General features: G+C 55.6%; 12 protein-coding genes. 3 read left to right on the forward strand and 9 right to left on the reverse strand.

Features of this window, described 5'->3' with window-relative positions; all coding sequences use genetic code 11:
- Positions 1-6: 6 nt before the first annotated feature.
- From VH413_20690 to VH413_20715, 6 genes are all read right to left on the reverse strand, one after another.
- Entirely contained in the window at positions 7-1,023 is a 1,017-nt protein-coding gene (locus VH413_20690; protein HEX3801121.1) for a LacI family DNA-binding transcriptional regulator, read from the reverse strand.
- Positions 1,024-1,059: 36 nt separating this feature from the next.
- Positions 1,060-1,941 (reverse strand): NAD(+)/NADH kinase, encoded by an 882-nt coding sequence (locus VH413_20695; protein HEX3801122.1) that lies wholly within the window; start codon positions 1,939-1,941, stop codon positions 1,060-1,062.
- Positions 1,925-2,665 (reverse strand): TlyA family RNA methyltransferase, encoded by a 741-nt coding sequence (locus VH413_20700; GenBank protein ID HEX3801123.1) that lies wholly within the window; start codon positions 2,663-2,665, stop codon positions 1,925-1,927. Before VH413_20700 ends, VH413_20695 begins: the two co-directional genes overlap by 17 nt.
- 83 nt (positions 2,666-2,748) lie before the next feature.
- The gene (locus VH413_20705; GenBank protein ID HEX3801124.1) at positions 2,749-3,216 is read right to left on the reverse strand and encodes a hypothetical protein; all 468 of its coding nucleotides are present in this window, start codon (positions 3,214-3,216) and stop codon (positions 2,749-2,751) included.
- A gap of 3 nt (positions 3,217-3,219) precedes the next feature.
- On the reverse strand, positions 3,220-4,425 hold the full coding sequence (locus tag VH413_20710) for a PilT/PilU family type 4a pilus ATPase (GenBank protein ID HEX3801125.1): 1,206 nt from the start codon (positions 4,423-4,425) through the stop codon (positions 3,220-3,222).
- A gap of 3 nt (positions 4,426-4,428) precedes the next feature.
- Positions 4,429-5,523, reverse strand: coding sequence for a type IV pilus twitching motility protein PilT (locus tag VH413_20715; GenBank protein HEX3801126.1), 1,095 nt, complete (start codon positions 5,521-5,523; stop codon positions 4,429-4,431).
- 54 nt (positions 5,524-5,577) lie between these two features.
- Here VH413_20715 and VH413_20720 point away from each other — a divergent pair, with 54 nt between their 5' ends.
- Positions 5,578-6,654, forward strand: coding sequence for an SAM-dependent methyltransferase (locus VH413_20720; GenBank protein HEX3801127.1), 1,077 nt, complete (start codon positions 5,578-5,580; stop codon positions 6,652-6,654).
- 112 nt (positions 6,655-6,766) lie between these two features.
- Here the strand turns inward: VH413_20720 and VH413_20725 are convergent, their stop codons facing one another.
- The 3 genes from VH413_20725 to grpE are packed head-to-tail and all read right to left on the reverse strand — an operon-like array spanning position 6,767 to position 9,237.
- Positions 6,767-7,528, reverse strand: a complete 762-nt coding sequence (locus VH413_20725) for an RsmE family RNA methyltransferase (GenBank protein HEX3801128.1) — start codon at positions 7,526-7,528, stop codon at positions 6,767-6,769.
- Positions 7,529-7,543: 15 nt separating this feature from the next.
- Positions 7,544-8,674 (reverse strand): molecular chaperone DnaJ, encoded by a 1,131-nt coding sequence (dnaJ, locus tag VH413_20730; GenBank protein ID HEX3801129.1) that lies wholly within the window; start codon positions 8,672-8,674, stop codon positions 7,544-7,546.
- A gap of 5 nt (positions 8,675-8,679) precedes the next feature.
- On the reverse strand, positions 8,680-9,237 hold the full coding sequence (gene grpE / locus VH413_20735; GenBank protein ID HEX3801130.1) for a nucleotide exchange factor GrpE: 558 nt from the start codon (positions 9,235-9,237) through the stop codon (positions 8,680-8,682).
- 156 nt (positions 9,238-9,393) lie between these two features.
- On the opposite strand from grpE, the gene VH413_20740 reads away from it, so the two are divergent.
- Together VH413_20740 and VH413_20745 are read left to right on the forward strand one after the other, a co-directional pair.
- Positions 9,394-10,191: a dienelactone hydrolase family protein gene (locus VH413_20740; GenBank protein ID HEX3801131.1), complete on the forward strand. Its 798-nt coding sequence runs from the start codon at positions 9,394-9,396 to the stop codon at positions 10,189-10,191.
- A gap of 479 nt (positions 10,192-10,670) precedes the next feature.
- Positions 10,671-11,507, forward strand: a complete 837-nt coding sequence (locus VH413_20745; GenBank protein HEX3801132.1) for a sugar phosphate nucleotidyltransferase — start codon at positions 10,671-10,673, stop codon at positions 11,505-11,507.
- The last annotated feature ends 30 nt before the right edge of the window (positions 11,508-11,537 follow it).

Genomic DNA, 11,537 nt, shown 5'->3' on the forward strand with positions numbered 1-11,537 from the left:
GCAGCGTCAACTGCCGGCGGGCGGCGCAGCGGTGCTTTGGCGGGTGATGATCTCGGCGCGGATACGTTTATTCTCGGGCCGTTCGTGCTTGAGGAGTTTTAGCATGGCATCCATCGCGGCATTGCCGAGGCGATGTTTGGGCTGCCGAAGCGTGGTGAGGGGCACGCGGAAATATTCGCTGGTCAAAATATTTCCAAAGCCAATCACGGAGAGTTGTTCAGGAATCTTGATGCCTTGATTGAGAAAAGTGTTCGCGCAACCGATGGCGACGAGGTCGTTGACGGCCTGGATTGCGGTTGCCTGAGTGGATTCATTGACGAATTGAAGCGCGGCTTTCGCACCGTCTTCAATCGTGTTGCCAGCTTGGAAAATAAGGCGGTCCTCGACTTCAAGATTCGCTTCACGCAGCGCGCGGCAATAGCCTTCATAGCGTTCGCGCGACCACGGCGCGGAAGTGGGCCCGCTGAAGTACGCGATGTGCTTGTGGCCGAGTTGAAGGAGATGCTGCGTGGCCGTGTAACTGGCGTGTTGGTCGTCGCCCTCGACGTTCACGAATTGCCGGCAGAAAGGAGCGCTATGCCCGAGAATCACAACCGGCGTGCCGCGCGTCTGAAGCGTTTGATAAATCGGCGCATCCGGACGCATGCGATAGACGGGCGAAATGAATAAGCCATCCACGCGCCGCGAAAGCAATCGCTGGATCGAAGTCTCTTCGCGTTCCTCTTGGTTGAGCGTATGCGCAAGAATAATTTCGTAACCGATTTCATGCGCGCGCTCCTCGATGGCAAGCAGCACGCGCGCAAACATCGGGTCGGTGATCGAAGGAATGATGACGCCGAGAAAACGGCTGGTGCGGCTGCGAAGCGTCTGCGCATTCGAGTCGGGCACGTAACCCATTTGTTGCGCGAGAACCTTGATGCGCGCCTTGGTGGCCGCCGAAATGTCCGGGGCATTGCGCATCACCTTCGAGACGGTCATGACCGAGACACCCGCTCGCACCGCGATGTCCTTGAGGCGAATCATGGAAGAAAAATTGCGGCCGCGAAAATTATGGCTGGCTCAAACATTGGCGCCGCTCCAATGAAGTTTGCCGCGCAAAGTCTCGAAGAACGAACTGCCCTTGAGCCGCACGAGCCGGATGGAATGGCCGCTCCGGCAAATCGTGAGCAGGTCGCTCGCCGCCAGATCGCTGAGGCGCTGGCCATCGGCGCTCAGCATCGTCGCGGGATGCGGACTGATGATTTTCACCTGGATGCGCGAATTAAGGCCGACGATAACCGAGCGATTCGAAAGCGTGTGCGGACAAATCGGCGTGATTTCAAAAACGTCCGCCTGCGGATGCACCACCGCGCCACCGGCGGAAAGTGAATACGCAGTCGAGCCCGTCGGCGAACTGATGATCAAACCGTCGCAGCGATAGCGTGTCAGTGGCACATCATCCACGCTGACTTCGAGAATGATGAGGCGGGAATCCACGCGGCTGATGACAAAATCATTGAGGGCCGGTTGATAGACATTTCGGCCATTGCATTTTCCCGAGACCTGGATGAGCGCGCGTTCGTCGAGAGTGAATTCGCCATTCCAGACCTGGCGCAACGCCTTGGGCATCTCCCGCGACGAAACGGCCGTGAGAAAACCCAGGCCGCCAATGTTCACGCCCATGATCGGCGTCCGCGAACCGGCCACTTCACTGGCGACTTGCAGCATCGTGCCGTCACCGCCGAAAACCAGGAGCAGATCAACCGCGTCACAAAGTTCGGCGGCGGTGGAGATGATGTTGGTTTTAAAACCGGCAACGTCCGCCGTCGAAGCATCGCAATAAACGCGCCGCCCCGTCCGCGCGATTAGTTTTGCGGCGGCAGTGACGACAGCATGGGCGGAAACTTTTCCAGAGTTTCCGATGAGCCCGACTCGTTTGATCCCTTTAGCCAGTTTTTTCAATCAAAGCAAAAAATTCCCGGTTACCCGCCGGACCGAGCAACGGCGACGCCGTCGTTCCGAGCCACGCCAATCCCGCCTGGGCGCCGACAAAGTCCTCAATCTCGCGCAACACGCGCGCATGAATGGCGGGATCGGTGATGACACCTTTGCCTTTATCCGCCTCGGCTTTGCCGGCCTCGAACTGCGGTTTGATCAACGCCACGATTCTACCTGATGCGCGAAGTAATGCAACCGCTACGGGAAGAATCCGGCTGAGCGAAATAAACGAGCAGTCAATCACCACCAAATCCATCGGCGCGGGAAAACGCGCGAGCGTCAAATCGCGGGCATTGGTTTTTTCCATCACGGCCACGCGCGGATCGTTGCGCAATTTCCAGGCAAGCTGGCCGTGGCCGACATCCACCGCAAAAACTTTCGCCGCCCCGTGTTGCAGCAGACAATCGGTGAAGCCACCCGTCGAAGCGCCGAGGTCGGCCACGGTTTGGCCCGCAACGTCCAAATGAAAATGCTCCAGCGCATGTTCCAGTTTGAGCCCGCCGCGGCTGACGTATTTTTCAACCGCGGTCAGTTCAAGGTTGTCTTGCGGAGTGACACGGTCGCTGGGTTTGCGAGCGGGTTGATGATTGATGATGACCTGCCCCGCCATGATGGCACGGCGCGCTTTCTCACGGCTTTCACACAAGCCGCGTTCGACCAACGCTTGATCCAGGCGATTGCCAGCCATGTGATCGAAAGTATGGCGCGTTTTGCGCTCGGAAACAATGCGAGTTTTTGACGCGAGGCGCCCGCGAGGCGCGAATGAATTAATTATTTAGCGGCCGCGTAGAGACTGGCTTGGGCTTCGCGATAACTGGTGAGGAAAAAGTCGTTGTCGGCGACGGATTTTTCGATGAGTTGCTTGAGCAGGAAAAGTTCGGACGAGTTGATGACCGACGTGACGCTATATTTAAACGCCTGCAACGGAGTGAACGTCTGGAACGACGAACCCAGGAGAATCACAGCCGAATGGCGGCGCTGATTCATCGCCATGTTTTGCATCGTGTGGAGCGTGGTATTTTCCTCAATGGAGTTTGCCGCGAAAAGTTCCTCGATGATGACGACCTGATAACGGATCTGCGTAAAGCGAATAAGAAAATCGCTGTGCGTCGCGGCGGTGTGGACCTTGTAGCCGAGTTCCTGCAGCGCGGCCTTCGCCATTTCCAGCCATTCAGGCGTGGAAAAAGCGAGCAGCGCGGGTTTGTCCGCTGCGCTGATAAAATCAAATTCGTCGCCCATAAATTACTTGAGTTTAAGAGTCGTGGGCATCGGCGGCGCGCCATTTCCGCTGCCGTTGCCGTTAAGTTTCATGCGGAGCCCGGCCATGTGAGAAGTGCTTTCGCCGCGGGATTTTTTCATGTTATCAATCGCGCGCGTCACCGGACCGCGTTTTGAGCAGTAGAGCATGGCGCTCTCTTCGGTGATGATGCCTTGTTCAAACGCTTCCACTGCCGAAAGGTCAAACGTGCGCCAGCCGAACGATTGGCTCGACTCAATGATCTCGTAAAATGTTTTTCCCTCGCTCTCGCCCTGCACGATGGTTTCCTTCGTGCGCAAATTCGAGCCCATGATTTCCAGCATGGCGTGGCGTCCGCCGCCGATTTTGGGAACGAGACGCTGGCTGACGACCCAGCGCAAGGTATCGGACAGGCGCAAACGAATCTGCTCCTGTTCCTCGGTTTCAAACATGCCGAGAATACGATTGATCGTTTGCCCGGCGTCAACCGTGTGGAGCGTGCTGAGAACCAAATGGCCCGTTTCCGCGGCGCTGAGCGCAATCTTCACCGTTTCGCGGTCACGCATTTCGCCGACGAGAATTACTTTCGGCGCCTGGCGCAACGCGGCGCGCAGGCCGTTCGCAAAAGTGTCGAAATCCGTGCCCAACTCGCGCTGATTAAAAGTAGCTTTGTGATGCGGATGAACGAATTCAACCGGGTCTTCCAGCGTGATAATGTGAATCGCTTTCGTGCGATTAAATTCGTTGAGCACCGCGGCGAGCGTGGTGGATTTGCCCGAACCAGTTGCGCCGGTGACCAGCACAAGCCCGGTTTTTTCGCGTGGAATGCTATTGATGATTTCCGGCAATCTGAGGCCTTCGAGCGAAGGAATTTTCGTATTCAGTTTGCGCAAGACGATGGAGTAATTGCCGCGCTGGGAAAAAATATTGATACGAAAACGCGCCTTGTCCATCACCGTGTAAGCGGAATCGCAGGAGCCGGTGCGCAGGAGATCCTTGATATGCCACTGATTTTCACCAATCAAATTCAGCGCGATCAATTCGGTCTGGTAAGGCGTCAGTTTTTCGATGGGCGGCTCGGAAGTGACGGGCACAAGTTCGCCCGATGACTCCACTTGAAGCGGCTTATCAACCGTAAAGATGAGATCGGACACCTCGGGGGCGGAGTCCAGCATCGTGGAAAGAATGTGGTCCAATTCGGGCCGGCGCATATTTTAGGTTTCGTCCTCGTCGGGCGGGTTGGCGAGAAAGGTGCGAAATTTCTTTTTATCCAAACACTTTTCGTAGGCTTCCTCAGGCGAAATGCGCTTCATGCGCAAGTGTTCCATGATGGCGTCGTCGAGCGGCTGATTGCCGTGCTTCTTGCCGACCTGGATCATGCCGGGGATTTGATGCGTCTTGCCTTCGCGCACGAGGTTAGCGATGGCCGTGGTGAAGATAAGAATTTCCAGCGCGGCGACGCGGCCTTTTTTATCAATGCGCTTGAAAAGATTCTGGGCGACGATGCCCTTGAGCGCCTCGGAAAGCGTGGCGCGAACTTTGTTCTGCTGCTCGGCTGGGAAAACGTCAATGATACGATCCACCGTCTTGCCGGCGCTCTGCGTGTGCAACGTGCCGAAGACCAAGTGACCCGTGCTCGCAGCCGTAATCGCAAGCTCGATGGTTTCCAAATCGCGCAACTCACCGACGAGAATGACATCGGGATCCTCACGCAACGCACCGCGCAACGCCGCAGAGAAGGAACGGGTATGCACGCCGACTTCGCGATGATTGATCAGCGAGTTTTTGCTTTCATGCACGAATTCGATTGGGTCTTCGACCGTGATGATGTGGTCGCGGCGATTTTTATTCGCATAGTCCACCATCGCGGCGAGCGTCGTGGATTTGCCCGAGCCTGTCGGGCCGGTCACGACGACGAGCCCCTTGTGAAGCATTGAAAGTTTTTTGAGCACCGGCGGAAGCGGCGCATCGAACTTTTCAAAATCCTCGAACGAAAGAACGCGACTGGGGATCTGGCGGAACACCGCCGAGACGCCGTTTTTTTGATTGAAAAAGTTCGCACGGAAACGGGAAATGTTTGGGATTTCATAACCGAAATCCACGTCGCCGGTTTCTTCAAAAAGTTTGATCTTATATTCGGGCGCGATTTCGTAGAGCATCATCTTCAGGGCATCGCTTTCAAGCGGGGGATAATCCACGCGATGAAGTTCGCCATTGATGCGGAGCATGGGCGGGTTGCCCGCGGACAAGTGCAAGTCCGAAGCTTTTTGCTCGAACATTAAATTGAAGAAGGCGTCTATTTTGGCCATATAACGGCAGGTAATTGAGCACATGTCATGCCCAATACGGTATAAAATGATCAAATGAGCGAGATGCGCGAAATCATTAAGGCAGAGGCGGAAAACGCGGGAGCCATTTCTTTCGCCCGGTTCATGGAATTGGCGCTCTATTGTCCAAATTTTGGATACTACGAACAGACGGGCGTCTCGCCGGGGCAGTCCGGGGATTTTTACACCAGCGTCAGCGTGGGAGAACTCTTCGGGGAATTGCTCGCGATGCAGTTCGCCGAATGGCTCGAAATGCTGCCCGCGCCCCGGCAAATCGTGGAAGCGGGCGCGCATGACGGACGGCTCGCTTTAGACATTTTGCAATGGCTGAAAAAAGAGAAACCGGAACTGGCGGAGACTGTCGAATATTGGATTTTGGAACCCTCAAAACGGCGACAGGAAACGCAGATAAAAATGCTCGCAGAATTTGAAAAAAAAGTTCGGTGGTTCGACGCGTGGGAAGAACTTCCGCCGAGCGGAGTGACGGGAATTATTTTCGCGAATGAATTGCTGGATGCGATGCCCGTGCACCGGCTGGGCTGGGATGCGACGAAAAAGAAATGGTTTGAGTGGGGTGTCCGCTGGGAAGGACAAGACTTTAGTTGGACGCGAATGGAATTAAGGCCGGAGCTTGCGCCGAAAAATCTACCACCGGAGTTACTGGAAGTGTTGCCGGACGAATTCACGACAGAAATTTGCCCGGCAGCAAAAAGCTGGTGGCAACAGGCCGCGGGCGCGTTGAAGACTGGCAAACTGCTCACGTTCGACTATGGATTAAGCGCAGAACAATTTTTCACGCCCGAACGAAAAGATGGGACGTTACGGGCATATCATCAACATCGGCAAAATAATGACTTACTCGCGCGACCGGGAGAGCAGGATTTGACGGCGCAAGTGAATTTCTCGGAGATTTGCGCCGCCGGCAAGGCGGAAGGTTTGAAGACGGAAGCGTGGACGTCGCAAGGAAGATTCTTAACCGCGCTCGTTCAACGGTTGATCGCGGAAAAACGAACATCGGAAGAATGGATTACAACACGTGCGCGACAGTTCCAAACCTTAACGCATCCACAACATCTAGGCCGGTCGTTCCAGATATTGGTTCAAGGACGATAAAATCTAGTAAATGGAGGATTTAGATTTTTCATCTCTCGGTTAATTCCCCCTCTGCGCCTCTGCGTCTCCGCGCCTCTGCGTTAAAAAAGAAAGCACAGCAGCCGCTAAATAATCAGCGGCTATCGTATCTGGATTGCAACTCGTAATTGAGAATCGAGAGCGAATAGATCGCGGCAGTCTCACTTCGCAATACCAAACGACCAAGCGTGATAGGCAACGCACCGGCGGATTTTACCGCGCTCATTTCGGCAGGAGTAAAATCGCCTTCGGGGCCGACCCAGACGCAAACGCTTTTCGGAAGGCGTTGTTTCTCGCGATAGAACGTCTGAAAATATTCGCGGGGATGGCGGCAATCGCTTTGCAATGAAGCGACCAGCGGGAGTTCAAATTTTTCGTTGCGCGCGAGATATTCTTTGGGCGTGACGGGCGTTTCGATTTCCGGCAGCCACGCGGAGCCGCATTGCTTGATGGCTTCGATGGCGGTGTGACGCCATTTTTCCGCCTTGGACGCGGCGGACTCGTCGTCAAGTTGCGTCACCACGCGGTCGGACAACAGCGGCACGATGCGATGCGCGCCCAGTTCCGTCGCCTTCTGGATAATGCTCTCGATGATCTTGCCCTTGGGAATCGCCTGTAACAACGTGATTTGATACGGCAACGGCGGGACTTGGTTGCGCTGAACGACAGTGACTTTTAAATGGCCGTGATCAGGCCGTTGAACTTCGCAAAGAAGTTCCTGTCCCGCGCCGTCGAGAACCATCAGTCGTTCGCCGTGGCGGACGCGCAAAACATTCAGCGCGTGATGCGCCTCGGCTTCCGTGAGAACGAGTGTGCTGTCCTGGCATTGCGCGGGCGGCAAATAAAAACGGTGCATGCAAAATTGCGCGAATCAACTGAACAGGTTCTTGGCCTTCTCGAAGAAACTTTTCGTGAGCGGGTTCACGCGTTCGTCGCACAGCTCGGCAAACTCCTGCAACTTGGCTTTTTGCGCCGCGTTCAAGTGACTGGGAACTTCCACGTTGACGCGCACGTGCAAATCACCCGTGCCGTAGCCCTGAATATTTTTGATGCCTTTGCCTTTGAGCCGGAACGTCGTGCCGGGCTGCGTGCCCGCCGGAATTTTTATTTGCGCCTTGTCGCCGAGCGTCGGAACTTCAATTTCCGCGCCTAAAGCCGCTTGCACAAAACTGACCGGCACTTCGCAGATTAGATCATCACCTTCACGCTGGAAAATATCGTGCGGCTTGACGTGCAGGACGACGTAAAGATCGCCCGCCGGACCGCCGCGCAAACCCGCCTCGCCATTGCCCGACGACCGCAGCCGCGAACCGGTGTCAACGCCCGCCGGAATGCGCAATTTGATTTTGGAAGTCCGTTCGAGCCGCCCCGCGCCATGACAATTCTTGCACGGCTTCTCGATCACTTTGCCCATGCCTTCGCAGCGCGGACAGGTTTGGGCGATGCTGAAGATGCCGCGCGAACTGATGACCTGGCCGCGGCCGCTGCACGTCGGGCAAATTTTGCTTTTGGAACCCGCTTCCGCGCCCGAGCCCTGGCAAACCTCGCACCGATCCTGTTTGTTGACAGAAATCTCTTTTTCGCAGCCGTGCGCGGCTTCTTCAAAAGTGATCTCCATGTCATAACGCAAATCGGAACCGCGTTGGGGCTGCGAAGGGTCGGCGCGTCCCCCGCCGAAAAGTTCGTCAAAAATATTTCCGCTGCCGCCGAACACCTCGCGAAAAATATCCGCGGGATCGTGGAACCCACCGCCGCCGCGTCCGCCGCGCATGCGTGGATCAAAAGCCGCGTGGCCGTATTGATCGTACGCAGCGCGTTTTTGCGGGTCGCTCAACGCTTCGTACGCCTCACTGAGTTCCTTGAATTTTTCCTCGGCCACTTTATCGCCCGGATTTTTGTCGGGATGATATTTAATCGCGAGTTTGCGGTAGGATTTTTTGAGATGCTCAGTCTCAACCGTGCGCTCGACTTCAAGGATTTCGTAGTAATCGCGTTTGGCCATGGATATTAAGCGGCAGGTTTTTTGGCGACGACCACGGTGGCCGGACGGATAAGCCGGTCGCGCAATTTATACCCCTTGCGCAACTGCTGTAAAACATTGCCCTCAGCCGTCTCGCTGGTTTCCTGTTGGGAAACCGCTTCGTGCCAGTTCGGGTCGAAGGGCTTGCCAGCGGCATCCACTTCTTCCAAACCCGACTCGACCAGCGCACTGCGAAGCTGCTGGGAAATCATGGCGACGCCCGTTTGGAGCGATTGCGCATTGGCGCCCGGCTGGCTGGCGGCGGTGAGCGCCATGTCAAAATTATCAATCACGGGAATCAGCTTTTTCATCAGCGATTCATTGGCGAACTTGATCGCTTCCTCGCGTTCGCGGGCGGCGCGCTTCTTGTAATTGTCAAAGTCCGCGGTGATGCGCAGCACCCGCTCCCAATTCTCATCGGCCTTGGCGGCGCGGGTCTTTAGGTTTTCGATTTGCTCAGCCATCAAAGGCTCAAGCGTTTCGATTTTCGGCTCAGCCGTTTCCGCGGCAGTTTCTGTATCTGATTTAGTATTGGTCTTAGACATCTTGTGAATCCATTTGGGTAATCCCATGAAATCCCGATAGCGTAACCGTAATCGAAGTTGCGGTTGTGGGCAACTGTGTTGTGCGCTTGAATGCCCTCCACTCAAAACTTGAATCTCTCCCGCCTTCCTCTACCATCCCCTCAACCCAATCAATCTATGAAACGACTCCTCCTTTTTACCATTGCCAGCCTCATCACCATCAACCTGGCCACCGCCCAGGACTGGGCCAAAGCCCGCCTCGAAAAATCCCCGCGCCACGGCGAGTGGGTCAAAGTCACCCATGACAAACGCGACGTGAATTCCTTCATCACCTATCCCGAAGTCAAAGACAAAGCCACCGCCGTCGTCGTCATCCACGAAATTTTCGGTCTCAGCGATTGGGCCCGCAGCGTCACCGATGAATTCGCCGAAGCCGGCTACATCGCCATCGCTCCCGACCTTCTCTCCGGCGTCGGTCCCAACGGCGGCGGAACCGATGCCCTCGGCGGCGCGGACGGTGCCCGCAAAGCCATTCCTTCCCTTCCCGCCGACCAGATCACCGCCGATCTCAATGCCGTCGTTGATTACGTTTCCAAACTCCCCTCCTGCAACGGCAAAGTCATCGTTGTTGGCTTCTGCTGGGGCGGCGGCCAATCCTTCCGTTACGCCACGAACAATAAAGACCTCAAAGCCGCGCTCGTCTTCTACGGCACACCTCCCGACAAAGACTCGATCGTCCGCATCAACTGTCCCGTGTACGGCTTCTACGGAGGCAACGACAACCGCGTCACCTCCACCGTCGTAAAAGCCACTGAAGAAATGAAAGCCGCCGGCAAAATCTACGATCCCACCATCTACAACGGCGCCGGCCACGGCTTCATGCGTGCCGGCGAAGCACCCGACGCCAGCCCCGATAACAAAACCGCCCACGACTCCGCCTGGAAACGAATCAAAGAGATCCTCGCCAAAATTTAACCCCGCGAAGACATCTGATATTGCCGACGCAGTATCACTTGCATGGACGACAAATATCCCAGTGCGTGATAGGCGCACTGCCGCGCCGCCGCAGTCCCGCAGGGACGACCGACCTTTCACATCAATTTTCCCCAGCAACCACACCTGCAAAGACTTCTCATTAACCCCCAACTTCAGTTGGCGGAACCCTCGTCAAAACTACTCACCTCTATATCGAGCGAAGCGAGGCGAACCCAGGCGAGCATCATCTTATCACCCCCACGAGTTCACCCTATCAAAAATTTCCTTCGGCAATTTATCGAGTTGGACTCTTTTACACCAATTCCCGTCAGTGACAACTGAATCGTAAATCATAAATTTTATTTCATGAAGATCCAGCCAACTTCGCGTCTAGTCCAAAAATTCCGACCAATTTCTCCCTCGCGATTGACCGGTTGAAATGAATATGCAACTCTCTCCACGAACAACCGGATACTGACGTGGACATTAAAAAAGCCATCATCACCGCGGCGGGAAAAAATCAGCCCACCCTGCCCTTGCAAACGCTCGTGGATCGCGACGGCACGCAGAAAACCGCCCTGACCATCATCCTCGAAGAAGTGCTCAAGGCGGGCATCGAAGAAATTTGTGTGGTGGTACGCCCCGGCGATCAGGCCGCTTATCGCGCGGCGGGCGCTCATGCCGGTCGCGTGCAATTCATTGAGCAAACGAAATCACCGGGTTACGGACAGGCAATCCATAGCGCGGTGGAATTCGCGGCAGGCGAACCCTTTTTGCATTTAGTCGGCGATCATCTTTACGTGAGCCGCGATCTAAAAAACTGTGCCCAACAATTAGTGGATGTGGCGCAGGCAGAAGCGTGTTCCGTTTCCGCTGTCCAAGCCACACACGAAAGTAAACTCCCATTTTTCGGCGCGGTCGGTGGCCGTCTGGTCGCAGGACGGCATCGCTTGTATGAAATTGAAAGCGTCCTTGAAAAACCAACGCCTACCGAGGCGGAACAAAAATTGATCGTCCCGGGTTTGCGCGCGGGCCGGTATCTCTGTTTCTTCGGCATGCACGTGCTCACGCCCGCCGTGATGGATCTGATCGGCGAATTGATCGCGGAAGCCAAAGGTGGCGTGGCGCTTTCGGACGCGTTGAGCAAACTCGTAAACAAGGAGCGCTATCTCGCGCTCGAATTGCGTGGCCGCCGTTACGACATCGGCGTGCGCTACGGACTGCTGACCGCGCAACTCGCGCTCGCATTCGACGGCAAGGACCGCGATGAAGTTTTATCCACTCTCGTCGAGCTAATGGCTTCGAGGGAAGAATGATTTTTCACATGCCGCGAAACCGTTGCAGCA

The sequence above is a fragment of the Verrucomicrobiia bacterium genome (assembly GCA_036268055.1).
Classification (GTDB): domain Bacteria; phylum Verrucomicrobiota; class Verrucomicrobiia; order Limisphaerales; family Pedosphaeraceae; genus DATAUW01.

Coding starts and splice junctions, on each gene's coding strand:
- VH413_20690 (HEX3801121.1), bottom strand. CDS start 1,023: ATGATTCGCCTCAAGGACATCGCGGTGCGAGCGGGTGTCTCGGTCATG.
- dnaJ (HEX3801129.1), bottom strand. CDS start 8,674: ATGGCCAAACGCGATTACTACGAAATCCTTGAAGTCGAGCGCACGGTT.
- grpE (HEX3801130.1), bottom strand. CDS start 9,237: ATGTCTAAGACCAATACTAAATCAGATACAGAAACTGCCGCGGAAACG.
- VH413_20710 (HEX3801125.1), bottom strand. CDS start 4,425: ATGCGCCGGCCCGAATTGGACCACATTCTTTCCACGATGCTGGACTCC.
- VH413_20725 (HEX3801128.1), bottom strand. CDS start 7,528: ATGCACCGTTTTTATTTGCCGCCCGCGCAATGCCAGGACAGCACACTC.
- VH413_20700 (HEX3801123.1), bottom strand. CDS start 2,665: ATGGCTGGCAATCGCCTGGATCAAGCGTTGGTCGAACGCGGCTTGTGT.
- VH413_20740 (HEX3801131.1), top strand. CDS start 9,394: ATGAAACGACTCCTCCTTTTTACCATTGCCAGCCTCATCACCATCAAC.
- VH413_20705 (HEX3801124.1), bottom strand. CDS start 3,216: ATGGGCGACGAATTTGATTTTATCAGCGCAGCGGACAAACCCGCGCTG.
- VH413_20715 (HEX3801126.1), bottom strand. CDS start 5,523: ATGGCCAAAATAGACGCCTTCTTCAATTTAATGTTCGAGCAAAAAGCT.
- VH413_20720 (HEX3801127.1), top strand. CDS start 5,578: ATGAGCGAGATGCGCGAAATCATTAAGGCAGAGGCGGAAAACGCGGGA.